Origin of the sequence: Elioraea sp. (genome assembly GCF_051860475.1) — a bacterium.
Lineage (GTDB): Bacteria > Pseudomonadota > Alphaproteobacteria > Acetobacterales > Acetobacteraceae > Elioraea.
In genome coordinates this window covers 1-23,367 of record NZ_JBHYDW010000064.1, presented here as the reverse complement: position 1 = coordinate 23,367, position 23,367 = coordinate 1, and the positions used below count along the sequence as shown (strand labels likewise).

Sequence of the window (23,367 nt, the reverse complement as noted above, 5' to 3'; positions counted from 1 at the left end):
ATCTCGACCGGTGCGCCGGCCTCGGCGCGGGCGGCCATGCGCTCGGTGAGCATCGCGGCCTCCTCGGGGGTGAAGGCGAGGGTCACGCCACCGACCTGGGCGAACCCGACATCGACCCCGAGCCAGGCGCGGGTCGTGCGCCAGAGCTCCCAACCCTTCATCGCGTAAGGCACCAGCGCCGCGCGCTTGATCGCGATCGACAGCGTGCCCGCGTTCACGCCCGAGGCCTGCATGCAGAGGCCGCCACGGTCGAACACGGCGACGCGCTGTCCCGCCTCGGCCAGCCGGAACGCGACCGTGCAGCCCATCACCCCACCGCCGACCACCGCGGTGTCGAAGGCAGGGGCGGTCATCTCAGCCGCCGGCGAGCACCGCTTCGCGGCGCGGCTCGGGCGCGATCAGCCCGGCGCGGGCCATCGCCGCGCGCAGCGTGGCGATCTCGGCCGGCGTGAGCGGACGGATCGGATCGCGCGTCCGCCCGCCTGGCCGTCCGAGGATGTCGAGCGCCGCCTTCACGCTCGCGGGGAAGGTGCCCAGGCCGAAGAAGTCGGCGAGCATCCGCGCCATGTCGCTCTGGATCGCGCGCGCCGTCTCGAGCTCGCCGTCGCGCGCGGCACGGTAGAACCGCGGCGAGCGCGCACCGAACACCGGGGTCGCGCTGTCGACGTAGCCGACCGCGCCCTCGGCGATCGCCGCGAGGCCGAAATAGCTCGCATAGCCCGCGAGCACGCTGATGCGGTCGCGCACGCGGCGGATCACCGAGGACAGGATGCCCCAGTCCTTGGAGCTCTCCTTGACCGCGACGACGCGCGGATCGTCGGCCAGCCGATCGATCACCTCGACGCCGAGCTGGACGCCGGTCCGGCGCGGGATGTTGTAGAGCATCACCGGCAGGTCGATCCGGTCCAGGATCGTCCGGTAATGGTCGTGGATTTCCTCCTGGCCGATCATCACGTACCAGGGCGGCGAGATCATCACGCAGTCGCAGCCCGCGCGCGCGGCCTGGGCGACCTTGTGCACGACCTCCGGCGCGGCGATCGCGCTGCACCCCGCGACCACCGGCACGCGGCCGGCGGCCGCCTCGACCGCGGCGCGGAACAGCCGCTCGCGCTCCGCATCGGCGATCGCCCAGCTCTCGCCGGTGCAGCCGTTCACCAGGATGCCGTCCACGCCGTCGCCGATGACGAGGTCGATCAGCCGGCCCATCGCCTCGAGGTCGAGCGACTGGTCGGCGCGGAATGGGGTGGTGAGCGCGGGGATGACACCCTGGAGCGTGAGCGGCTTCATCGCGAGGTCCTTCCGTGATCAGCCCGGCAGGGGCGGCGGCCGGGGGATGTCGTCATAGGTGTAGTCGCCGAGCAGCGAGGCGAGCGACATGGTCCGGAGCGGGGTCCGCGCGGTCCAGATCCCGGCAGCCTCGCGCGGCACGCGCGCGGCGAGGGCCACCAGCTCCGCGGCCGCCTCGCCGCACATCCGTCCCTGGCACGGGCCCATGCCGCAGCGGGTGGTGGACTTGACCTGGTTGACGTGGACCGCGCCGCGCCGGGCGGCGTCTTCGATCCGGGCACGCGTGACGTCCTCGCACCGGCATACGACCGTCTCGGGGGTGATGGCGTCGACGAGGCCCGGACGGAGCGTCATCAGCCGGCTGATCGCCCAGCCGAACCGCTCCGCGCGGCTGAGCGCGGCACGGATCGGCGCGGAGTCGGCGTCCCACCGCGCCGCGGAGAGGTGGCCAAGGTCCCGTGCCGCGGACAGGGCGGCGAGACGCCCGGCCAGTGTTGCCGCGGCGGCGCCCGAGATGCCTGCGCAATCGCCGGCGATATAGACGCCGCTGATCTCGGTCGAGCGGTCGGCGGCCACGCGCGGCACCCAGCCGCCACGCCCGGCACGGTAGTGATGCGGCACGCCGAGCAGCCGGGCGGCCTCCGTCGCCGGCACGAGGCCGTGGCCGATCGCCACGCTGGCCGCCGCGAAGGTCGCGGCCGCCGCGTCGGAGCGCGGCGCCCAGGCCTGGTCGACCGGCCGGATCTCGACCTCGGTCACGCCGCAGTCGCCGTGGATCGCGGTGACCGCGCAGCCGAAGCGAAGCGTCACGCCGGCGCGCCAGAGCGCGGCGACCCAGCCCGCCCCCTGGCGCAACAGGTCGGGCCGGCTCGCGAGCGCCGGCAGCGAGCGCGCCCAGTCGCCCGGCCGGGCCAGGTCGACCACGGCCGCGACCCGCCCGCCGGACTTCAGCAGGCCCGCCGCAACGGCATAGAGCAGCGGCCCGACGCCTGCGACCACGGTCGGGCTGGGCGGGACGACCGCATGCGCCTTGAGCGCGATGGTCGCCGCGGCAAGCCCGATCACGCCAGGCAGGGTGATGCCCGGCACCGGCATCACCCGCTCCGAGGTTCCGGTCGCCAGAACCAGGGCTGCGGCCTCGATCGCGCGCGCACCGGCCGCGCCGACGGTGCTGATCCGCCCGCCCGGCGCGACATGCCAGGCCTTGTGGCCGAGCAGCAGGGTGGCCGCGGAGCGCGCAAGGTCCTCGCGCAGGCGCTCGCCGGCGGCGCGGTCGGGGTGGACCGGCCTTTCGCCGTCGCCCCAGCTCGGCGCGCGGTAGATCTGCCCACCGGCGGCTGCGTTCTCGTCAATCAGCGCGACCGACAGGCCGAGCCGACGCGCCTCGATCGCGGCGCTGGCACCGGCTGGGCCGCCGCCGATCACTGCAAGATCGACGGCCAGCGGCGGTTCAGTCACGGCCGGGCGCGTGCCGCGCGGGGGCGAGGGCCCCGAGGTCCACCCGCATGCCGTCCCGAACCGGCTCCTGGCATGAAGCCACCACGACACCGTCCAGCGTGACCGCGCATTCCTGACACACGCCCATCAGGCAGAAGACCGAACGCGGCGTCGCCGAGCCGGGGCTCCGGCGCAGCGCCAGCAGGCCAGCGGCGGCGAGCGCCATGGCCAGGGACTCGCCCTCATGGCCGGCGACCGGCTCGCCATCGACGCTGATCGAGACCGCCCGCCCCTTCGGCCGGGCGATCCGCCGCCAGCGGGGAGGGCCGCTGGTCTGATCCGCCGTCATGGTGCGACGCGCTCCGGTGCTCTGTCGACAATGTGCAGAAACTACCGTCGCGGTGCGGCCCGTCAAGCGCAGGCGGTCAGGCCGGCGGCGCGACCGCCCTGCCGGCGAACCGGAGAGAGGCTGATGGCTTGTTTACCGCAGACGGTATCCAGTATTTGGCGGAGCCGTTGTCGAAGCCTTGCGCCGCGCCCCCGATCCGCATCGCCGGGCGCCCGGTGGCGCCGGCGCCGACATCCGCGAACGATGGGCATCTCCGAGGGTTGGGCCGGCATGGGCACGAAGGACGAGACGATCGAGCGGCGGCGGCGAGGACGGCCGTCGGAAGCGACGTGCCAGGTCGCGGTCGATGACGGGCGGCGGATCGAGCGATCGATGCTCTCCACCCAGGTCTCGACGAAGATCATCGAGGGTCTGCTGGCGGGACGCCTCCGCCCCGGCGATCGTCTCGTGGAGACCGATCTCGCCGACCAGCTCGGCGTGAGCCGCTCGCCGATCCGCGAGGCGCTGAGCGAGCTCGCGCAGAGCGGCGTGATCATCCGCGAGCCGGGCCGCGGAGGGCGCATCCGGCAGTGGACCCGGCGTGACCTCGAGGATCTCTACGGTGTCCGCTTCGTGCTCGAAGGGTATGCGGTGCGCCTCGCCATGCCGCGGATGACGGCGGCCGACGAGGTTGAGTTCTCCGCGGTGATCGAGGCCATGCGTCGCGCGGCGACCGCCGACGACTACATGGAAATGATCGAGCTCGACCTCGCCTTCCACCAGGTCCTGTGGCGGATTTCGGGCAACAGGCTCCTTGAGCAGGTGCTTCAGGGGCTCAGCCAGCAGTTCCGGCTGTTCCTGACGATGAACTGGCGGTTCCACGGCGGGCTCGAGGATGTCGCCGAAAACCATGTCAAGCTGCTCGGTGCGCTGCGGTCCGGCAACGCCGAACAGGGGGATGCCGCGATGCGCGAGCACGTCGTGGTCGAGCGGATGACGAAGGCCCTGCACGCTCACGAGGAAGCCATGGCGGGCGCGCGCTCCGAGGCACGATGAGCGATCGGGGCGCATCCTCTCGCCGGCGCCGACCGGCGCGGCCGGTCGTTCGGTCGGTGCGCGCCGTCGCATGAAGGGATGATCGGCGTGCTCGTGGCATTGCGACCACGATCGTCCGGTTCAGGTCGCCGCCGCGACGCCGTGGTTCAGGCCCCAGTGCCGTCACTGCGCCCAAGGTCAGGGTCCCCCCTGGGAAGGGACTGATGTCCTCGGCTGGTTCGATGCTCGTTCAGACGAGATCACGCAGCCGCGCGAGCCCTGCCAGGACCGCGGCGACGTCATCGGCTGCGGTGTAGCCGTGCACGCTGATGCGCACACGGCCGCGGCCGTTCCACACCAGCACGCCGCGCTCGGCAAGCCGCGCCGTGAGCGCGGCCGCGTTCGGGCTCTCGAAGCAGACGGAGGCGCCGTGATGCGCGGGGTCTGCGGGTGTGGTGCTGACAATGCCGAGACGGGACAGCCCCGCGAGCAGCGCGGTCGTGCAGCCATGGATGTGGTGCTGCACCGCGGCTGGATCGAAGCCGCGCAGGTGGTCGAGCGCCTCGGCGAGCACGTAGACGGGTCCGTGTGCGGGGTTGCCGCGGCAGAACCGCATCGCGTCCGCGCGCAGCCCCGGCACCTTGTCCCAGCGCGGCCGCTCGGTGCCGCCGAGCGAGTGCCAGCCGGCCGTGCGCGGCGCCCAAGCGGGCCGGCGCGCGCGGTTCCAGTACGCGATCGCGACACCGGTCATGCCGAGCAGCCACTTGTAGGACGCGGCGAAGGCGAAGTCGGCAAGTTCGGCCGCGATCGGCATGGTCCCGGCGGCCTGGGTGTGGTCGACGACCAGGATCGCACCGACCCGGTCGGCAAGCATGCGGAGCGCCCTCAGGTCCACGCGCGCGGCGTTCAGGTATGAGACATGGCTCACGCCGATCAGCCGCGTCCGGCTGTCCACCTGGGTCGCCATCGGGCGTTCGCGCGACGCAAGCCGCACCTGCGCCGCGCCTGCGACGAGCAGCGGCGCGATCACCGAGGGATACTCGTTCTCGTCGAACACGGCGTTGTCGCCCGGCCGCCAGTCGATGCTCTCGATCAGCATCGACACACCCTCGGCGACCGAGGAGACGAACCCGATGTCCTCCACCGCCACGCCCCACATCGCGGCCGCCAGCACCCGGGCGCGCTCCACCTCCGCCTCCTGGGCGTGGCGGCCGGCCTCGCCGTTGCTCTTGTCGATCGCATAGCGCCGAAGCGCGTCGTCGTGCCGGAGCAGGAACGGCGTCTCGCCGCCTGCGCAGAGATGCGCGATGCCCGGCCCGATGCGGAATGCGGCCGGATCGAACAGCGGGGTCGCGGGCGCGCTCACCGCATCAGCCCACGCTGTTCCATCCAGGCCTGGATGCGCGCCGCGATCGCGTCGCTGTTGCGGTCCATCATCAGCATGTGGCTGTTGCCGGCAATGCCCTCCTTCGGCAGGTCGAGCGTGTCCGCGCGGCCGCCAACCTCGGTGATCGCCTGCTGCCAGCGCGCGACATTCGCGACCAGCCGGGGCCAGAGCGGATGGCCCTCGATGAAGTCGCCCCAGACGACGAGGTGCGGGATGTCCTTGAGGGTCGCCGCATCCGCGCGGGCCGGGTCGGGCGCGCCGGAGGGCTCGATCGCGATCAGCGCTCGCACCTTGTCGGGTGCGGCGAGCGCGGCGTTGAAGCCGAAATTGCCGCCCTGGCTGTGCACCAGGATCACACAGGGGCAGATGCGCTGCACGAGCTCGTCGTATGCGGCCTGGATCGCCGGGTCGGTGGTCACCCAACGTGGCACGGACTGCTTGCCGAACTGATCCCACGAGGCGACCGGGAACGCTGTCGTCGGGTAGGCGCGGCGCTTCGCAGGATCGGCGTCCCAGCCATCGGCGGGGCCGACGCGGAACAGGTTCCAGCCCTCGGCGAGCGAGCGAAAGATCGGCGGGGCGGGGAAGATCTCCGGGAAGCGTGCCCAGCCCGACCGCCCGCGTTCGACCGCGTCGGAGACATAGACATCGTGGCCCGCGCGCAGGAACGCCATCTGCCAGCCGGGCCTTCCGTCGGGCGTGGTTTCCCAGGTGACGCCGGTGAGCCCGCCGCCATGCCACATCAGCAACGGATAGCGCGCGCGCGGGTTCGCGAGGCGCACGTACTGGACATACATCTGCTCGACCGGGAACTGGCCGTTCGGGTTGTAGCGGAACGGCGGCGCGCCGGCGGTGAAGGTGATCTCCTGAGTCGGCAGGCCCTCCAGAGTCGCGATCCGGCCGCCGATGTGGAAACTGCCGACCTCGCGAACGGCGATCTCCTGCGCAGCGGCCGGGGTGGCAAGCAGCAGGGCGGACAGGGCGGCCGTGATTGGGCGCATCATTCACTCCCCTAGCGTTTGGATTCTTTGTGGAGCCCGTGCGGAGACGGAAGGTCAGAGCGGACGCAGCACGTGGATCGCGACACCCTTGACGAAGGGCTTCACAGCCGCGCGGTACGCCGTCATGTGCGGCGCGGTGCTGTGCGCCTGCAAGGCGGCGCCATCGCGCCAGCGTTCGACGATCACCACCGTGTCGGGCGGCAGCGGGCTCTGCGCGCCGAGCACGCCCGGCTCCTCAGCGGTCGCCTCATAGGCCTCGCACCCGTCCTCGGCCAGCACGGCGGGGCGCACCTGGTTGAAGGCGGCGAGCCAGGCGTCGCGCTGTCCGGGGGCGAGCGTGACGGTGGCGATCACATGCAGCATGACGCGGGTTCCTTGCGGTGTCAGAGGATGCGGTTGGCGCGGGCGAGCACCGCCTCGAACAGCACCTGCGCGCCGGCGGCGGCGTGCTCGGGCAGGATCGACTCCGCTTCGTTGTGGCTGAGCCCGTCCTTGCAGGGGACGAAGATCATGGCGGTCGGGATGATGCGCGCGACCGCGCAGGCATCGTGTCCCGCGCCGGAGACGAGCTCGCGCGCCGGGTAGCCGAGGCGCTGGGCCGCCTCGCGCACGAGCGCGACGCAGGCCGGATCGAAGGGCTGGGCCTGGTATCGGAAGATGCGCGTGAACGAGAGGTCGAGCTTCAGCTCGGCGGCGATCGCGCGCGTCTCGGTCTCGAAACGCTGGTCGAGCGCATCGATCACCGCGTCCGAAGGGTGGCGGAACTCGGCCGAGAAGCTCACCCTGCCCGGCACGACGTTGCGGCTGTTCGGCTCGACGTCGAGGGAGCCCACCGTGCCGCGCCCGTCCTCGCCCTGCTCGCGCATCAGCCGGTCGACGAGGCCGATCACCCGTGCAGCGCCGACCAGCGCGTCCTTGCGCCGCGCGGGCGGCGTGGTGCCGGCATGGCTCTCCCAGCCGGTGAGCGCGAGGTCGTACCAGGCCATCGCCTGCGCGCCGGTGACGATGCCGATGGTCTTGTCCTCGGCCTCCAGGATCGGCCCCTGCTCGATGTGCAGCTCGAAATAGGCGTCCGCCGCGAACGGCTGCGCCGGCTGATCGCCCCTGTAGCCGATCTCATCCAGCGCCGCGCCGACCGTCATGCCCTCGGTGTCGGCGAGCGCATACGCCTTGTCGAGCGCGATCCCGCCCACCCACACCCCCGAGCCCATCAGCGAGTGGCCGAAGCGCGATCCCTCCTCGTCGGTCCAGTTGCAGAGGATCAGCGGGGCCTCGGTCTCGATCCCCTGCTCGTTCAGCGTGCGGATCACCTCGAGCCCGCCGAGCACGCCGAGCGCGCCGTCGAACTTGCCGCCCGAGGGCTGGCTGTCGAGATGGCTGCCGAACATCACCGGCGTTCGGGCCGGGTCGCGGCCCTCGCGGCGGGCGAACATGTTGCCGATCGCATCGACGCTGACCGTCAGCCCCTCGGCCTCGCAGAGGGCGCGGAACCGATCCCGCCCCTGCTTGTCGACCGCGGACAGCGTCAGCCGGCGCACACCGCCCTTCGGCGTGGCGCCGATGCGCGCCATCCCCATGAGGCTGTCCCACAGCCGCCGCTCGTCGATCCGGACATTGCCGGCGATCACGCCCATCGTCTGCTCCATGTTGCTCGGGCCATCTTGCCGGGGCGTGCCGCCGCCGCAACCCTTGCCGTCTGATCGACCGGCCAGCGGCGGAAATCCGGGGCTCGGCCCTTCCTCTGCCGCCGAGCCCTCTGCTAGAGGTTGCATTCCTTCGCCCGCTCGCGACCGCCCTCCGACCCTTGGGGATCCGCGCCACCGTGAAGCCGCTCCGCTGCCCCCTGCCTCTCGCCCTGGTCGTGGTCGGGGTGGTGCTCTCAGGCTGTCAGGTGTTCCAGCGCAGCGAGGCGCCGGTGCAGCGGATCGAGATCCCGCCCTCGGCCGAGGAGATGGCGGCGCTGGCCACCGCCCCACCGCGGCTGACCGCCACGGGCACGGTGGTGGATTCGCGCGTGCAGCAGCTCGGCGCGGAGCTCGGCGCGCTCAAGTCCTCGGTGAACGGTACGGCGCAGGACTTCCGCACCACCCGCGCCGCGATCGCCGATCTCGCCGGCCGCTACCAGACGCTGGTGGGCAACATCACCGCGCGGCTTCAGGTCGGCACCACGCCGGGCAACCCCGAACTGATCTCGGCCTGGAGCGAGGCGCAGGGGCTGCTCGGCCAGCTCGAGCAGAATGTCGGGAGGCTGTCGGCGCTGTCGACGCGCGCGGCGGCGAATGCGTCGACCGCGAGCTTCCTCCAGAGCTCGATCCGCTCGGCCTACCGGCTCTCGGGCGGCGTCGACCAGGACCACCGCAACCTCGACCTGCTGGAGGACGATACCAACCGCACGATCGTCGCGATCGAGCGGGTGCTGAACGAGATCGCCGACGATGTCAGCCGCCAGTCGGCGACCGTGGCGTCGGAGCGGCGGACCATGGGCAGCCTTGCGCTCTCGATCAACAGCGGGCGGATGTACGGCGCGCCGCTCTCGACCCGTGTGGCCGCGGTGCCGGCGGCGGTGCCGACGCGCCCAGTGCCGGCGGCGGCGCAGCGCCGCGCGCTGGTGACGATCCGGTTCGACCGGCCGGACGTGGCGTATCGCCAGCCGCTCTACGACGCGGTGTCGGCGGCGCTGGACCGCAATCCGGGGGTGCAGTTCGAAGTGCAGGGCGTGGCGCCGGCGCGCGGCGAGCCGGCCGACCAGGCGCGCGCCGCGAACGACGCGCGCCGCCAAGCCGAGGGCGTGGTGCGCAGCCTGGTGGAGATGGGGCTGCCGTCGGACCGGGTGTCGCTCTCGGCCGCAACGGCGCGGGAGGCGTCCGTGACGGAGGTGCGGGTGTTCGTCCGCTGAGTCGCGCGCTCAGCCGAGGCCCGCCGCCATGTTCTCGAGTGTCGTGCGGTCCAGCACCCGCACATGGGTGGTGTCGTCGAGCGCGATCAGCCCGCGCTTGCGCAGCGCGGTGAAGGTGCGGCTCACGGTCTCGATCGTCAGACCGAGATAGTCGGCGATGTCGCTGCGGTTCATCGGCAGCGCGATCGGCTCGCCCGGTTCGCCGCGGCGCACCTGCGCCTGACCGAGCAGCAGCAGGAACGAGACCAGCTTCTCCTCGGCGTGCTTGCGGCCGAGCAGCACGAGCTGCTCCTGGGTGGCGGTGAGCTCATCGATCGAGAGCTCGAGCAGCCGCTTGTCGATCCGGCCCATACGCTCGCGCAGCGTGTCGAGCTTGCGCCGGGCGAAGCGGCAGACGCGGGTCTCGGTCAGTGCCTCGACAGAGTACGCGTACTCCGGGCCGGCGGTCAGGCCGACGAAGTCGCCGGGGAAGCGGAAGCCGAGAACCTGCCGCCGCCCGTCCGCCAGCAGCTTGTAGAGCTTCACGGCGCCGCGCGTGATGTTCATGACGTAGTCGGCGGGCTCGCCCTCACGGAACAGCGTGCCGTGCGGCGCCACCTGCGCTTCGGTCAGAATGCGGGTGAGCTCGCTGATCTCCTGCGGCTCCAGGGCAACGCAGAAGTTGCGCTCGCGCACATCGCAACCGGCGCACGGCGCTGGCAGCGAGCCCAGACGCTGCGAGACGACGCGTAAGGCTTCCGGATGGACCATCGCGGCGCTGGACTCCCCGGCGGTTGTTGGGCGGCGGCCGGTCGCCCGCGCCGCTAAGCCGACCCACCGGTCTGAGGATAGCCACGTTGTGGCGCTACGAACAGCCCGAGCACGCGCATTGCGCCCGTGCCTCGGTGTCGCCATGGTCCGCGCCGTGACCGACCCGTCTGTCGACCGCCCGACGCTGCGCCTGCTGCCCGGCCATGACCGGCGCCTGCGCGCCGGCCACCCCTGGGTGTTCTCGAACGAGCTCGACTGGTCGCCGGCGATGCGCCGCCTGGTACCCGGGGTGCAGGTCCGGCTGGAGTCCGCCGCGGGGCGTGCTGAGGGCACCTTCATGTTCAACACGCGCAGCCTGATCGCGGCGCGGCGGCTCGCGCGCGACCCGGACGCGGTGATCGACCGGGGCTTCGTCGCCGAGCGGCTGGAGCGGGCGGCGGCGCTGCGCGCGCGGCTGTTCGTGGCGCCCTTCCATCGCCTATGCCATGCCGAGGGCGATGCGATGCCGGGCCTGGTGATCGACCGCTACGGCGACGTGCTGGTGGTCGAGCATAACAGCGCGGGCATGGCCGCGCTGGAGGCCGAGATCCTGGCCGCGCTGGCCGGACTGTGTGCGCCGACCGCCGTGGTGGCGCGCGACGACAGCGCGGCGCGGACGTTGGAGGGGCTCGGTGAACGGGTGGGACTGCTCGCCGGCATCCTGCCCGAGCGGCTCACGGTCGAGGAGGGCGGGGTGACCTTCCCGGTCGATCCGCTGGGCGGGCAGAAGACCGGCTGGTTCTACGACCAGCGCTTCAACCGTGACGCGGTGGCGGCGCTCGCGCAGGGCGCGCGGGTGCTGGACGTGTACTGCCACACCGGTGCCTTCGGGTTGCGCTGCGCCGCGGCTGGAGCGGCGCATGTGACGCTCGCCGACCGCTCCGAGCCCGCGCTGGCGCTGGCCGCGGAGACGGCGCGCGCGAACGGGCTCGCCGATCGGGTCGACATCGTTCGCGCCGAGGCGTTCGGCCTGCTGGAACGGTTCGCCGGCGAGGGCGCGCGGTTCGACCTGGTGGTGTGCGACCCGCCGGCCTTCGCAAAATCCCGCAAGGATCACGGGCCGGCGCTGAAGGGCTACGAGAAGCTCGCGCGTCTGGCGGCGCCGCTGGTGACGCCGGGCGGGTTCCTGTTCCTCGCCTCGTGCAGCCATCATGTCAGCGCCGAGGAGTTCGCCACGTCTGTGGCACGCGGGCTCGCGCGGTCCGGGCGCGACGGACGAGTGCTGCGCGCGGCCGGCGCCGGGCCGGACCATCCGGTGCATCCGCATCTGCCGGAGAGCGCCTATCTGAAGGCGGAATTGCTTCAGCTGGACTGATGATTCCTACCGCCGGAACGTTGCAGTTACCGGCGTGGGGTCCGATCGGCTAGGCTGGCACAGGTGAACAGCACGACGGAAGGGCATGAGCGCGCTGCTCCGCAAGATCTTCGACCGTGTCGCCGGCGACCAGCCCGAGGTGCTGCGGGTGGTGTTCGCGGACGGCGAGGCGCATCAGAACCGACCCGGGTCGCCGGACTGCACGATCGTCTTCCGCACCCGCGGAGCCGAGCTGGCTACGCTCGCACTCGGCTATGTCGGGCTGTTCGAGGCCTATTTCGACGGCCGGGTCGAGTTCGAGGGCGAGCGTCCGGTCTCCGCCCTCATGCGGATGGCCTATCGCGGCGCCTACACCTACACCACCAACCCGCTGGTGTGGCTCGCGCGGCGCTGGCGCGAATGGCGCGACAGCAACCGCGACCGCGCCACGGCGAAGCGCAACGCGATCGCGCACTACGGCCTGCCGCACGACTTCTTCCGGCTGATGCTGGGCGAGGACTGCCTCTACGCCGAGGGGTTCTGGCCTCCCGGTGTCGAGACGCTGGCCGAGGCGCAGCGTGCCCGCTGCGAGCGGATCTGCCGCAGGCTGCGGCTGCGCCCTGGGCTTGAGCTGGTGGAGGTGGGCTCCGGCTGGGGCTACCAGGCCATGCTGGCAGCGGAACGGTACGATGTCAACGTGGTCAACTACGGCCTGGTGCCGGCGCAGAATGTGGTGATGCAGCGCCTGATCGACGCGCGCGGCCTGGGCGACCGGGTGCGCATCATGGAGCGCGATCACCGCGATCTCGTGAATGAGCCGGAACGATACGACCGCTACCTCTCGGTCGGGGTGTACGAGCATGCCGGCTGGCCCTGCCAGGAGGAGTGGATCGCGGGGATCGCGCGCGCGCTCAAGCCCGGCGGGATCGGGCTGATCTCCACCACCGCCTATATGCGCGACTACCCGACCGAGTACCTGACGATCCGGCACGTCTTTCCCGGCGGTTCAGTGCCCAGCCTGCCCCGGCTGCTCGACCTGCTCGACCGGCACGGGCTGCGCATGGTGGAGGTCGAGGAGCTGGGCCGGCACTACCAGCGCACGGCTGAGCGCTGGCTTGCGAACCTGGAGGCGCACTGGCCCGAGATCGCGGCGATCGACCCTGTCGTCTTCACCGAACGGTTCCGCCGGATCTGGATCTACTATCTGGCCGGAGTGATCGAGGGGTTCCGTCCGCGCGGTGGCGGACTCGACCTGCACCACGTGCTGTTCACCAAGGGCGCGAGCCCGGATTGGGACGAGGTGCCGCGGCCCGTCTAGGGTCCCGCGCGGAGGTCGTCGTCCTGGGCGTCTGGCCGGCTTCACACGGGCCTCCTTCAGGGCCTGTGCGCCGCTGCCCACTGATTGCCGCCGCCGCCCCGCGCAGCACTGCCGGGGTGAGCGCGACAATTTCAAGGTCTCGTCCCGGTCCGGCAGCGCCGCCACGACCGGCAGAAGGTCGGCGAGCGCCCGGGCTCGGGTTACCAGCGCTGCCACCCCAGGCAGGGGCTTGCCCTCCATCAACTCCAGGAACACGCCGCCAGCAGCCGAGACACGGGTCAGATCGTCCGCCGCCCCGGCGTGGTGCGGTTGAGTCGGACGGGCGGTAGCATGCCAACGCGATCTTGGTGGGACCATGGCTCGACGCGAGTCATGGCGCCGCGCGGCACCAGAGATTAGCCTGGGGGGTCTCAGGTCCGGTCTCGAAAGCGATCTCCGTATCGTGCCACGCTCCGAGCCATAGTCCCGCGTCACGCGGCTCACGAGGACGGTGCCGATGAAGGTTGACGGCAGGTGCCACTGCGGTCGGATCGCCTACCAAGCAGAGCCGGACCCCGCCGGCATCCTGGTCTGTCACTGCACCGACTGCCAGGCGCTCTCGGGCAGCGCGTTCCGCACGGTGGCGCCGACGACGCCGGGCCGGTTCCGTCCGCTCTCGGGTGAGCTGACGGTCTACGTCAAGGTCGCCGAGAGCGGCACGCGGCGCCAGCAGACCGTTGGCCCGGAGTGCGGCTCGCCGATCCACTCCATCGCCGAGGGCGGCGAGCCCAAGGTGTGCAGCCTCCGCGTCGGCACCCATCGCCCGCGCGCCGAACGCAGGCCGGTCGGGCAGATCTGGCGCCGCTCGGCCCTGCCCTGGCTGGGCGAGCTCCCCGCGATCCCCGGCCGCGCGCAGGGCTGAGCCTGGACGCCTCGGCGCAGCGCGCCTTCGGCGCGCATGACGAGAACCGGTGAGGGGCCGTCCGATGGCGGTCGCGCCGGACCGGTCGCAGCTTCCGTCCGTGACGGCACCTGCTTGGCGGCGCATCCCCTCGGGCATCTGGGCGCTCGGCTTCGTCTCGCTGCTGATGGACGTCTCCTCGGAGATGATCCACGCCCTGCTGCCGGTCTATCTGGTGGTCGGGCTCGGCGCGACGGCGCTTGCCGTCGGCATCATCGAGGGCATCGCCGAGGCAACCGCGGCGATCACCAGGATCTTCTCCGGCGCGCTCAGCGACCGGATCGGCCGGCGCAAGGAGCTCGCCGCCCTCGGCTACGGGCTGGCGGCCTTCACCAAGCCGATCTTCCCGCTCGCGCCGCGCGACGCGCTGGTGGCGGATATCAGCCCGCCGGAGCTGCGCGGGGCGAGCTTCGGGCTGCGCCAGGCGCTCGACACGGTCGGCGCGTTCCTCGGCCCGCTGCTCGCGATCGGGCTGATGGCACTGCTCGCCGACGACTTCGTTTCGGTGTTCTGGGTCGCCGTGATCCCGGGCTTCCTCGCCTTCGGCCTGATCGTCTTCGCGGTGCACGAGCCCGCGCGGCAAGCGGGCGGGCGGCAGGTGCGCAATCCCCTGAGCCGGGCGGAACTGGCGCAGCTCGGGCCCGCCTATTGGTGGGTCGTCATGGTGGCGGCGGTGTGCACGCTGGCGCGGTTCAGCGAGGCCTTCCTGATCCTGCGCGCGGAGTCCACCGGGCTGCCGCTGATGCTGGTGCCGGCCGTGCTCGTGGTCATGAACATCGCCTATGCCGCCTCGGCCTATCCGGTCGGCGCGCTATCCGACCGGGTGGACCGCGTGGGGCTGCTGCTCATCGGGCTCGGCCTGCTGATCGCCGCCGATCTTGTCCTGGCCTTTGCGCCGGGGCTGGTCGCGATCGCCTGCGGCGTGGTGCTGTGGGGGCTGCACATGGGGTTCACCCAGGGGTTGCTCGCGGCCCTGGTGGCTGACGCCGCACCGGCGGAGCTGCGCGGCACCGGCTTCGGCATGTTCAATCTGGTCACCGGGCTGGCGATGCTCGCGGCAAGCGTGATCGCCGGCGCGCTCTGGGACAGTATCGGCCCGGAATGGACCTTCCTTGCGGGCGCTGCCTTCGCCGCCGCGGCGATCGCCGGGCTGGTGCCGGTGCGCCAGCGCCTCGACGGCCGGGCGGCGCGGCGATAGGCGTCATGCCAACAGCGTCAGACATTGACCGATGCCCACGACGTTGGGTGATGGAGGTGATGCGCTCGGGTGAGGCGCTCGGGTGAGGCGGCGAGGTGGTTCCAGGCGGTGCAGCAGTCATCGAGGATGGTGTCGTGGCTATCCCAGACCTTGTGGCTGGGCCCGTTGGCTCGGAGGTATTCCCGGACGTTCTCGACGGGGTTGAGCTCCGGCACGCAGGGCGGCGCTGTGACCGATGCGACCCGCCGGCTCTCGGTCCAACTTTTCGGTGGACGGCGCGCAGCAGATGCCTCAGCAGCGGGCCAGCCCAGGCGAGGCCGGCGACCGGGCGCTCGCGCGCATCGTCTCCGGCGCGCAGCGCGCCTCGTCCGCGCTCAACCTGCTCGGCATCGGCCTTCCCCAGATCGGGATCGTCGACATCGATTGGCAGCTTCTGGAGAGCTGCCAGCCAGCCTTGTTCCTCGTCTGGGGACTTAACGGTGGCGAGTTCTACGGATTTCTGCGCGACACGCCAGACATCGCATCCTTCACGCTCAGCAATGCGTTCATCGCGGTCAAGTCCCTGGAGGTCGTGGGCGATCCGGCCGCGGTTCCGGCACCCGGCGCGCTGCTGCTGCTGCATTCGTCCTGCTCGGCGTCGCACCTGTCCGGCGCAGGGGCTGAGGCCCATCACACGCCAGCCCCTGCCCTGCTTCACGGGAGCGGGGGCGACGCCAACATTAGGGTCATGCGCACACTCGCCCCCGCCGCCACCTCAACCCTCTTTATCCCCGAGAAGCGGAAGGGGCTGCCCGGCAAGGCACCCTTCCGCATCCAGGCGGATTTCACCCCGAACGGCGACCAGCCGCAGGCGATCGCTACGCTGACGGAGGGGCTGGAGGCGGGCGACCGCGATCAGGTGCTGCTCGGCGTGACCGGCTCCGGCAAGACCTTCACCATGGCGCACGTGATCGCCAATCTCGGCCGGCCGACCTTGATCCTGGCGCCGAACAAGACGCTCGCCGCACAGCTCTATGGCGAGATGAAGTCGTTCTTCCCCGACAACGCGGTGGAGTACTTCGTCTCCTACTACGACTACTACCAGCCGGAAGCTTATGTCCCGCGCACCGATACCTACATAGAGAAGGACGCGCAGATCAACGAGCAGATCGACCGGATGCGCCATGCCGCGACCCGCGCGCTGCTGGAGCGGTCGGACGTGATCATCGTCGCCTCGGTCTCCTGCATCTACGGCATCGGCTCGGTCGAGACCTACAGTCAGATGGTGGTGAAGGTGACGCGCGGCGAGACGCTCGATCGCGACCGTCTGCTGAAGGCGCTGGTCGAGTTGCAGTACCGGCGCAACGACATCGCCTTCGCCCGCGGCAGTTTCCGCGTGCGCGGCGATGGCGTGGAGATCTTCCCCGCCCACTACGAGGACCGCGCCTGGCGCATCTCGCTGTTCGGCGACGAGATCGAGTCGATCCACGAGTTCGACCCGCTGACCGGCGAGAAGACCGCGGCGCTGGATACCATCACGGTCTATGCGAACAGCCACTACGTCACGCCGCGCCCGACCATCACGCAGGCGTTCCAGGGCATCAAGGCCGAGCTGAAGGAGCGGCTCGCCGAGCTGCGTGCGCAAGGCAAGCTGCTCGAGGCCGAGCGGCTGGAGCAGCGCACCATGTACGACCTCGAAATGCTCGAGACGACGGGGAGCTGCAAGGGGATCGAGAACTACTCGCGCTACCTTTCCGGGCGGAACCCCGGCGAGCCGCCGCCCACGCTGTTCGAGTACCTGCCTGACAACGCGCTGCTGATCGTCGACGAGTGTCACGTGACCGTGCCGCAGCTGGGCGGGATGTATCGCGGCGACTACGCGCGCAAGTCGGTCCTGGCGGAGTTCGGCTTCCGCCTGCCCTCCTGCGTCGACAACCGGCCGCTGAAGTTCGAGGAGTGGGACGCGATGCGCCCCGACACGGTGTTCGTCTCCGCGACACCGGGACCGTGGGAGATGGAGCGCACCGGCGGCGTGTTCGCCGAGCAGGTGATCCGGCCGACGGGCCTTGTCGATCCCGTCACGATCGTGCGGCCCGTGGAGAAGCAGGTGGATGACCTGCTCGCCGAATGCCGCACCTGTGCGGATCGCGGCCAGCGCGTGCTGGTCACGACGCTCACCAAGAAGATGGCCGAGACGTTGACCGAGTTCCTCAACGATGCCGGCATCAAGGTGCGCTACCTGCACTCCGACATCGACACGCTGGAGCGGATCGAGATCATCCGCGACCTGCGCCTCGGCGTGTTCGATGTGCTGGTGGGGATCAACCTGCTGCGTGAGGGGCTCGACATCCCGGAATGCGCGCTGGTGGCGATCCTGGATGCCGACAAGGAAGGATTCCTGCGCTCCACCACCTCGCTGGTGCAGACGATCGGCCGCGCGGCCCGCAATATCGACGGGCGGGTGATCCTCTACGCCGACACCATGACCGACAGCCTGAAGCGCGCGCTCGACGAGACCGAACGGCGGCGCAACAAGCAGCTCGCCTGGAACGAGGCCCACGGCATCACACCGCAGAGCGTGAAGAAGCAGGTCTCCGAGATCGTCGCCTCGGTCTACGAGCAGGACTACGTCACGGTGGCCGCCATCGCCGAGGAGGCGGGGCCGAGCGAGTTCGTCGGCAAGGACCTGCGCGGAACCATTTCAGAACTGGAGCGGCGGATGCGCGAGGCCGCAGCCGATCTTGAGTTCGAGACCGCGGCCAGGCTGCGCGACGAGATCCGCCGCCTGGAGGCGAAGGAACTCGGGCTGGACCGGCCAGGCGTGGCGCCCTCGCGTGCGCTGGACTGGAAGCCCAAGCCGCTCGGCCCGGGCGGCGGCGGCTACGATCCGGCGAAGCGGCGAGGCGGAAAGCGCCGGCGCGGCCCCTGACCCTGGTCGATCCCCGCCCCCGCCCCCATCTCTGTTTCGCGCGTATTGCCGGAGACCCGCCATGCTGTTCGACTTCGCCGCCATCGGCCCGGATAATGTCTACAAGCTGCTGGTCTCCACCGTGGTGCCGCGCCCGATCGCCTGGGTCACCACACTCGACACCGAGGGCCGGGTGAACGCCGCGCCCTACAGTTTCTTCAACGTGATGGGCAACGATCCGCCGGTGCTGTGCATCGGCATCGGGCCCAAAAAGGGCGAGCTCAAGGACACCGGCACCAACATCCGGCGGACGGGCCAGTTCGTCGTCAACCTCGTCTCCGAGGAGACCGCGCAGGCCATGAACATCACTGCGATCGATGTCGATCCGGGCGTGGACGAGCTTGCGATGGCGAAGCTGACACCGCTCGTCAGCACCGCGGTCGCCCCGCCGCGCATCGCCGAGAGCCCGGTCGCGCTGGAGTGCGAGCGGTTGGCGGTGGTGGAGCTCGGCAATGGCCGTGCGGTGGTGATGGGCAAGGTGCTGGCCATGCATGTGCGCGACGACTGCGTGCTCGACCCGGTGAAGTGCTACATCGACACGCCCAAGCTCGGGCTGATCGGGCGCATGCACGGCCGCGGCTGGTATGCGCGCACGACCGACCGGATCGAGATCCCGCGTATCTCGGTCGCCGAGTGGCAGGCCGGCAAGGCCGCAGAGTAGCGCCCGCATGCCGTCGGGCGGATCGGGCCCGGCCGACTGACACCCCCGCCGCCGGCCGCGCTCGGCAAGAGCCGTCTTTTCCAGGCCGGTCCCTGGCCCTGCGCGGCCGCCTGTGCTAGATCTGCAAGTGAGAACCATTCGCAGAGGAGCGCGGGACCACCCGCCCCGGATCCGTGCCGCAGGACATCGCGCTCGACCAGCCACGCCCACTGCCGCGTTTCGTCGCGCGCCTGCCCTCGGGCTGGACCATCGCTGCGCTGCTCGTGGCCACGGCGGTCGCCGCGCCGATCCTCGCTGTGCTGGGCGGTGCGCTTGCGCGGGCCGGTCCTGCCTGGCGCCACATCGCCGAGACGGTACTCGCCGACTACGTCGTCAACTCGGTGCTGCTCGCCGCCGGCGTGGGAGTGATCGTGGTGGTGATCGGCACCACAACCGCGTGGCTGGTGACGGTGCACGACTTTCCCGCACGGCGCGTGTTCGAGGTCGCGCTGCTGCTACCGCTGGCCATGCCGGCCTACGTGATGGCCTACGTCTACACCGATCTGCTCGAGTTCACCGGGCCGGTTCAGACCTGGCTGCGCGCGACTTTCGGCTGGAACTGGGGCGAGTACTGGTTCCCCGAGATCCGCAGCATCGAAGGCGCGATCGCGATGCTCGGGCTGGTGCTCTACCCCTATGTCTATCTGCTCGCGCGCGCGGCCTTCCTGGAACAGTCGGTCTGCCTGACCGAGGTCGCGCGCACGCTCGGCTGCACCCAGCGCCAGGCATTCTTGCACGTGTGCCTGCCGCTCGCGCGCCCCGCGATCGCGGCGGGCGCGGGGCTCGCACTGATGGAGGCGCTGGCGGATTTTGCCACGGTCCGCCATTTCGCCGTCGACACCTTCACCACCGGCATCTACCAGGCTTGGCTGAACATGGGCGATCGCATCGCCGCGCTGCAACTTGCCGCCTGTCTGATGGGGGTGATCGCCGTACTGCTGGCGATCGAGCGCGCCGCGCGCGGATCGCGGCGCTTTCACAACACGTCCTCGAAGCACCAGTTCCTTGCGCGCACGCGGCTGCCGGCAGGGGCCGCGGCGGCCGCGGTCGCGACCTGCGCGGTGCCGGTCGTGTTTGGCTTCCTGCTGCCGGCCTGGGTGTTGCTCCGCTTCGCGCTCACCGACGGTGATCCGCTGTTCGGCCCGCTGATCCTGCCGTTCGCGCGCAACAGTCTGCTTCTCGCAGGCATCGCCGCTGTGATCGCGACTGTCGTCGCCGTGGTGGTGGCCTACGGTGTGCGGCTGCATGGCACCGCGCTGATGCACGCCGCGTCCCGCGTCGCCGCGCTCGGCTATGCGATCCCCGGCTCGGTGATCGCGGTTGGCGTGCTGGTGCCGTTCGGTGCCTTCGACAACGCGGTCGATGCCTGGATGCGGGCACGCTTCGGCGTCTCCACCGGGCTGCTGCTCTCAGGCACGATGTTCGCGCTGGTCTTCGCCTATGTCGTGCGGTTCCTCGCGGTCGCGCTCTCTTCGGTCGAGGCCGGGCTCGCCCGCATCCGCCCCTCGGTCGAGGACGCCTCGCGCGTGCTGGGCCATGGCCCCGGCCGCACGCTCGCCGCGGTGCACCTGCCGCTCTTGCGCGGCAGCCTGCTTGCGGCGGTGCTGCTGGTGTTCGTCGATACCATGAAGGAACTGCCGGCGACCCTGATCGTGCGGCCCTTCGATCTCGATACGCTGGCGGTGCGGGTCTACAATCTCGCCTCCGACGAGAAGCTCGCCCAGGCGAGCACGGCAGCGCTGCTGATTGTCGCTGTCGGCCTGATCCCGGTGATCATCCTCTCGCGCGCGATGAAGCGCACCGGACACGGCTGAGATCCGGCTGCCAAAGGTTTGACCTTTGGCAGCCGGATATCGCGCGCGGGGCTGGTAGGGCGGCCACGCGAAACAACCCCGTCATGCCGCCTCGCGCCGCCAGGCGGGGAACGGATCGGCGAAGAGCGCCCAGAGCTTCGGGCCGAGCGCCATCTCGGCATCCGTCAGGAGGCAGGCATCGAGGGCGCAGCGAAGCCCCGCTTCGTCCATGTCGATGCCGATCAACACGAGTTCCTGGCGCCGGTCACCCCAGGGCTCGCGCCAGAGCGCCCGGATGCTCCGGCGCCAATGCGGATCGTCCGGCCAGCGCGCGGGATCGACAGCGGACCACCAGAGGCCGGCCGCCTCGTGCCGGCCGATGCTGCCGGCGAGCTGCCACGACCCGGCCCAGTCCAGCCGAGTCGCGAGCCAGAAGAACCCCTTCGCCCGGATCACGCCGGAGAGGTCGGACCCGAACAGCCGGTGCAGCCGTGCCGGATGGAACGGCCGCCACGCACGGTAGACGAAGGAGCGGATGCCGAACTCCTCGCTCTCCGGCAGGTGATGCCCGGCGAGCGCCTGCGCCCAGCCTGCGGCCTGGCTCGTGCGGGCGAAGTCGAACCGGCCGGTGTCGAGCACCTCGGCCAGCGGGACGCGGCCATGGGATGCCGGGACGATCCGCGCGATCGGGTTGGAGGTGCGGAGGATGCCGATGAGCCGGTCGCGCTCGGCCGCCTGCACCAGGTCCGTCTTGTTCACGACGATGACATCGGCGAACTCGACCTGCTCGATAAGGAGATCGACGAGCAGCCGCCGATCCTCCTCCCCCGCGGTCTCCCCGCGCACGGCGAGGCTATCGGTGGAGCCGTAGTCGCGCAGAAACGCGGCGGCATCGACCACGGTCACCATCGTGTCGAGCCGCGCGAGATCGCCGAGGCTCCGCCCCTCCGCATCCCGGAAGTCGAAGGTCGCGGCGACCGGCATCGGTTCGCTGATGCCGGTGCTCTCGATCAGCAGCGCATCGAACCGTCCCTCGGCAGCGAGCCGGCGCACCTCGGTCATCAGGTCCTCGCGCAGCGTGCAGCAGATGCAGCCGTTCGACATCTCGACCAGCCGTTCCTCGGTGCGGGAGAGCTGCGCCCCGTCGCGCACCAGTGCGGCGTCGATGTTCACCTCGCTCATGTCGTTGACGATCACCGCGACGCGCCGCCCTTCGCGGTTGGCCAGGATGTGGTTCAGCAGCGTCGTCTTGCCGGCGCCGAGGAAGCCGGAGAGCACGGTGACGGGCAGGCGGCGATCGGCGGAGCGGTCGGGCATGGTGGCCTCGGGTGTTGCATCAGAAATGCTATACTATAACATACGGTGCATGCTCGATGCCGCAACCCCCTTGATGCCGGCACGCCACGCGGTGAGCGCCCGTAGTGCCGCCGTGCTTCGCTCCATCCGCGACCCGATGATCACCCTGGCGGCGTGGATGCGGTTGCCGCCGCGCGGACTCCGCATGGTCGCCGATGCGCTGGCCGCGCGGGCGCCGTTCTCCGTTGCGGTGGAGGATCGGCCCGGACCTGGGGCCGCGACGGTCACGGCCGGTCTGCCCGGATTGACGGGGTGCGGGCACACGCGACTCACCGCGGATATCGCGCAGCTCGCCGGGATGTTCGCCGAGATCGCCGGGACCACGGCGGTCCACATCCGGCTGGACGCGATCGACGGTCCCGCCTGCCGGTTGTTCCATGCCGATCATGTCGGGCTGCGACTGCTCTGCACCTATGCCGGGCCGGGCACGCAGTGGGTCCCCGACCACGCCGTGGACCGTGCGGCGCTTGGCGACAACGCGCGCGCGATCACCCGGCAGGCGGCCATCCGCCGTCTGCCACGCTTCGCGGTTGGTCTGTTCAAGGGCGAGGCGTTCCCGGGCAATGCGGGCCGCGCCATCGTGCACCGCTCACCGCCGGTGCGGTCGGCACCCCGGCTGCTGCTCTGCCTCGACGAGCCCGGGCGGTTCTAGCGCGGCGCCCGAGCAGGTGGAGGCACCTGATCGTGTGAAGGTGCGCGCCGGGAAAGCGCCGCCGCCCGATGGACGACGGCGCCCCCTGTCAGCGCAGCGACGCGAGCAGCGCCGAGTCCAGCCCCGCACGGCCTTCGATCCGGCCGGCGAAGCGTGCGAGCGTGCCGGCGAGCCGCGCACCCGACTCGGGATCGCCGATCTCGCACGCCTCCGTGGCGGCGGCGAGGTGACGTGCGATCAACGCGCGCTCGGCCGCGGTGGCGTGTGGCAGCGCTGCCTCGATCGCCGCACGCGCCGGGGCGAGGGCCGCGTCACAGATCGCGCTCAGATGCGCGCTCATCGCCTCCGGGTCGCAGGCGCCGGCCGGGCCGGCCAGCAGCGCCGCACCCAGCGCCAGTGCAGGCAGGGTCATTCGCATCGTGATCCTCCTCAGTTCCGCGGCAGGATGCGCAGCGCCGGCGCGGGTGTCGGGTAGTCGCTGACCCGCCGCCCCGGCTCCGGAACCTGCGTCCACGCAGTCTCGTTTCCGCCTTCGCATCCTTGCACCACCGGAATCCAGAGCGTCAGGCCGGGGGTGTTCGGCGTGCGGAAACGGATCACGAACTCGTCGTAGTGCTCGTTCGGCAGCGGACCGCCCTCCCAGACGATCTCGCGCAGCTCGCGCACGGCGCCGTGCCCCTACGGCGCCGGCGCATCCTCGCGCGGCACCAGCGTCAGCCGCCAGCCCGGCTTGGGCATCGGTCGCGCCCCGCGCACGCCGTCGGGCAGCGTGACGGCAAGCCGGACCGTCGCCGCCTCGCCGCAGCCATGCGGCACGCGGAACACGGCGCGGTAGAAGCTCGCGGGCGGGGCCTGTTGGGCCTCAAGCGTGACATGGGCGGACGCGGTCGCGCCCAGGAGAGTTGCCGCGCAGGCGGCGAGCAGCATGCGGTGCATGATGGATCCTTTCGTCATGAAGCAGCGAGAGGCGCCGCCGGCGGCGACGCGGGGCTTCAGACGATCGGCGGGC

Annotated in this window: 21 protein-coding genes and 1 pseudogene; 10 read left to right on the top strand and 12 right to left on the bottom strand. The window is 71.1% G+C overall.

Translation table 11 applies throughout. The features are described from left to right. From ACTIFU_RS12705 to ACTIFU_RS12690, 4 genes are all read right to left on the bottom strand, one after another. A partial coding sequence (locus ACTIFU_RS12705) for an NAD(P)/FAD-dependent oxidoreductase (RefSeq protein WP_439578678.1) occupies positions 1–353 on the bottom strand: 353 nt, incomplete at its 3' end. Between the two features lies 1 nt (position 354). Then, the gene (locus ACTIFU_RS12700) at positions 355–1,287 is read right to left on the bottom strand and encodes a dihydrodipicolinate synthase family protein (protein WP_439578677.1); all 933 of its coding nucleotides are present in this window, start codon (positions 1,285–1,287) and stop codon (positions 355–357) included. Positions 1,288–1,305: 18 nt separating this feature from the next. Beyond that, positions 1,306–2,745, bottom strand: a complete 1,440-nt coding sequence (locus ACTIFU_RS12695; RefSeq protein WP_439578676.1) for an NAD(P)/FAD-dependent oxidoreductase — start codon at positions 2,743–2,745, stop codon at positions 1,306–1,308. Further along, positions 2,738–3,073, bottom strand: a complete 336-nt coding sequence (locus ACTIFU_RS12690) for a (2Fe-2S)-binding protein (protein WP_439578675.1) — start codon at positions 3,071–3,073, stop codon at positions 2,738–2,740. Before ACTIFU_RS12690 ends, ACTIFU_RS12695 begins: the two co-directional genes overlap by 8 nt. 270 nt (positions 3,074–3,343) lie before the next feature. Here ACTIFU_RS12690 and ACTIFU_RS12685 point away from each other — a divergent pair, with 270 nt between their 5' ends. Further along, positions 3,344–4,108, top strand: a complete 765-nt coding sequence (locus ACTIFU_RS12685; RefSeq protein ID WP_439578674.1) for a GntR family transcriptional regulator — start codon at positions 3,344–3,346, stop codon at positions 4,106–4,108. Between the two features lie 229 nt (positions 4,109–4,337). Here ACTIFU_RS12685 and ACTIFU_RS12680 read toward each other — a convergent pair whose 3' ends face one another. From ACTIFU_RS12680 to ACTIFU_RS12665, 4 genes are read right to left on the bottom strand one after another with little or no spacing between them, the layout of a single operon-like run. Further along, positions 4,338–5,453: an aminotransferase class V-fold PLP-dependent enzyme gene (locus ACTIFU_RS12680; protein WP_439578673.1), complete on the bottom strand. Its 1,116-nt coding sequence runs from the start codon at positions 5,451–5,453 to the stop codon at positions 4,338–4,340. Then, positions 5,450–6,475, bottom strand: coding sequence for an esterase (locus ACTIFU_RS12675; protein WP_439578672.1), 1,026 nt, complete (start codon positions 6,473–6,475; stop codon positions 5,450–5,452). The genes ACTIFU_RS12680 and ACTIFU_RS12675 overlap by 4 nt, the downstream gene beginning before the upstream one ends. Positions 6,476–6,529: 54 nt before the next feature. Continuing rightward, a complete protein-coding gene (locus ACTIFU_RS12670) occupies positions 6,530–6,838 on the bottom strand; it encodes a putative quinol monooxygenase (protein WP_439578671.1) in 309 nt (102 codons plus the stop codon). A gap of 20 nt (positions 6,839–6,858) precedes the next feature. Beyond that, complete coding sequence (locus tag ACTIFU_RS12665; RefSeq protein WP_439578670.1) at positions 6,859–8,109, bottom strand: Zn-dependent hydrolase; 1,251 nt, start codon at positions 8,107–8,109, stop codon at positions 6,859–6,861. A 188-nt stretch (positions 8,110–8,297) separates the two neighbouring features. Here ACTIFU_RS12665 and ACTIFU_RS12660 point away from each other — a divergent pair, with 188 nt between their 5' ends. Further along, positions 8,298–9,371 carry a hypothetical protein gene (locus ACTIFU_RS12660; RefSeq protein ID WP_439578669.1) on the top strand — a complete coding sequence of 358 codons (1,074 nt, stop codon included), beginning with the start codon at positions 8,298–8,300 and terminating at the stop codon, positions 9,369–9,371. A 9-nt stretch (positions 9,372–9,380) separates the two neighbouring features. Here ACTIFU_RS12660 and ACTIFU_RS12655 read toward each other — a convergent pair whose 3' ends face one another. Next, positions 9,381–10,046 carry a helix-turn-helix domain-containing protein gene (locus ACTIFU_RS12655; RefSeq protein WP_439578668.1) on the bottom strand — a complete coding sequence of 222 codons (666 nt, stop codon included), beginning with the start codon at positions 10,044–10,046 and terminating at the stop codon, positions 9,381–9,383. A gap of 229 nt (positions 10,047–10,275) precedes the next feature. Here ACTIFU_RS12655 and ACTIFU_RS12650 point away from each other — a divergent pair, with 229 nt between their 5' ends. The 7 genes from ACTIFU_RS12650 (at position 10,276) to ACTIFU_RS12620 (ending at position 20,371) form a co-directional block, all read left to right on the top strand. Next, a complete protein-coding gene (locus ACTIFU_RS12650; protein WP_439578667.1) occupies positions 10,276–11,475 on the top strand; it encodes a class I SAM-dependent rRNA methyltransferase in 1,200 nt (399 codons plus the stop codon). 85 nt (positions 11,476–11,560) lie between these two features. Further along, positions 11,561–12,772: a class I SAM-dependent methyltransferase gene (locus tag ACTIFU_RS12645; protein WP_439578666.1), complete on the top strand. Its 1,212-nt coding sequence runs from the start codon at positions 11,561–11,563 to the stop codon at positions 12,770–12,772. Positions 12,773–13,268: 496 nt separating this feature from the next. Next, complete coding sequence (locus ACTIFU_RS12640; protein ID WP_439578665.1) at positions 13,269–13,673, top strand: GFA family protein; 405 nt, start codon at positions 13,269–13,271, stop codon at positions 13,671–13,673. Positions 13,674–13,737: 64 nt separating this feature from the next. After that, positions 13,738–14,910 (top strand): MFS transporter, encoded by a 1,173-nt coding sequence (locus tag ACTIFU_RS12635; RefSeq protein ID WP_439578664.1) that lies wholly within the window; start codon positions 13,738–13,740, stop codon positions 14,908–14,910. 727 nt (positions 14,911–15,637) lie between these two features. Beyond that, entirely contained in the window at positions 15,638–17,818 is a 2,181-nt protein-coding gene (gene uvrB, locus ACTIFU_RS12630; protein ID WP_439578679.1) for an excinuclease ABC subunit UvrB, read from the top strand. A 61-nt stretch (positions 17,819–17,879) separates the two neighbouring features. Next, positions 17,880–18,518 carry a flavin reductase family protein gene (locus ACTIFU_RS12625; RefSeq protein WP_439578663.1) on the top strand — a complete coding sequence of 213 codons (639 nt, stop codon included), beginning with the start codon at positions 17,880–17,882 and terminating at the stop codon, positions 18,516–18,518. A gap of 173 nt (positions 18,519–18,691) precedes the next feature. Then, positions 18,692–20,371: an ABC transporter permease gene (locus tag ACTIFU_RS12620; protein ID WP_439578662.1), complete on the top strand. Its 1,680-nt coding sequence runs from the start codon at positions 18,692–18,694 to the stop codon at positions 20,369–20,371. An 81-nt stretch (positions 20,372–20,452) separates the two neighbouring features. Here ACTIFU_RS12620 and zigA read toward each other — a convergent pair whose 3' ends face one another. After that, positions 20,453–21,667 carry a zinc metallochaperone GTPase ZigA gene (gene zigA / locus ACTIFU_RS12615; protein ID WP_439578661.1) on the bottom strand — a complete coding sequence of 405 codons (1,215 nt, stop codon included), beginning with the start codon at positions 21,665–21,667 and terminating at the stop codon, positions 20,453–20,455. Between the two features lie 112 nt (positions 21,668–21,779). On the opposite strand from zigA, the gene ACTIFU_RS12610 reads away from it, so the two are divergent. After that, a complete protein-coding gene (locus ACTIFU_RS12610) occupies positions 21,780–22,358 on the top strand; it encodes a DUF1826 domain-containing protein (protein WP_439578660.1) in 579 nt (192 codons plus the stop codon). Positions 22,359–22,446: 88 nt separating this feature from the next. Here ACTIFU_RS12610 and ACTIFU_RS12605 read toward each other — a convergent pair whose 3' ends face one another. After that, a complete protein-coding gene (locus ACTIFU_RS12605; RefSeq protein ID WP_439578659.1) occupies positions 22,447–22,776 on the bottom strand; it encodes a hypothetical protein in 330 nt (109 codons plus the stop codon). 11 nt (positions 22,777–22,787) lie between these two features. After that, positions 22,788–23,285, bottom strand: a pseudogene (locus tag ACTIFU_RS12600) (YcnI family protein). Positions 23,286–23,367 lie beyond the last annotated feature (82 nt).

Excerpts from the sequence above, each read along its gene's own strand:
- ACTIFU_RS12670 (WP_439578671.1), bottom strand. The coding sequence starts at position 6,838 with ATGCTGCATGTGATCGCCACCGTCACGCTCGCCCCCGGACAGCGCGAC.
- zigA (WP_439578661.1), bottom strand. The coding sequence starts at position 21,667 with ATGCCCGACCGCTCCGCCGATCGCCGCCTGCCCGTCACCGTGCTCTCC.
- ACTIFU_RS12645 (WP_439578666.1), top strand. The coding sequence starts at position 11,561 with ATGAGCGCGCTGCTCCGCAAGATCTTCGACCGTGTCGCCGGCGACCAG.
- ACTIFU_RS12700 (WP_439578677.1), bottom strand. The coding sequence starts at position 1,287 with ATGAAGCCGCTCACGCTCCAGGGTGTCATCCCCGCGCTCACCACCCCA.
- ACTIFU_RS12690 (WP_439578675.1), bottom strand. The coding sequence starts at position 3,073 with ATGACGGCGGATCAGACCAGCGGCCCTCCCCGCTGGCGGCGGATCGCC.
- ACTIFU_RS12685 (WP_439578674.1), top strand. The coding sequence starts at position 3,344 with ATGGGCACGAAGGACGAGACGATCGAGCGGCGGCGGCGAGGACGGCCG.
- ACTIFU_RS12640 (WP_439578665.1), top strand. The coding sequence starts at position 13,269 with ATGAAGGTTGACGGCAGGTGCCACTGCGGTCGGATCGCCTACCAAGCA.
- ACTIFU_RS12625 (WP_439578663.1), top strand. The coding sequence starts at position 17,880 with ATGCTGTTCGACTTCGCCGCCATCGGCCCGGATAATGTCTACAAGCTG.
- uvrB (WP_439578679.1), top strand. The coding sequence starts at position 15,638 with ATGCGCACACTCGCCCCCGCCGCCACCTCAACCCTCTTTATCCCCGAG.
- ACTIFU_RS12665 (WP_439578670.1), bottom strand. The coding sequence starts at position 8,109 with ATGGGCGTGATCGCCGGCAATGTCCGGATCGACGAGCGGCGGCTGTGG.
- ACTIFU_RS12605 (WP_439578659.1), bottom strand. The coding sequence starts at position 22,776 with ATGCGAATGACCCTGCCTGCACTGGCGCTGGGTGCGGCGCTGCTGGCC.
- ACTIFU_RS12635 (WP_439578664.1), top strand. The coding sequence starts at position 13,738 with ATGGCGGTCGCGCCGGACCGGTCGCAGCTTCCGTCCGTGACGGCACCT.
- ACTIFU_RS12675 (WP_439578672.1), bottom strand. The coding sequence starts at position 6,475 with ATGCGCCCAATCACGGCCGCCCTGTCCGCCCTGCTGCTTGCCACCCCG.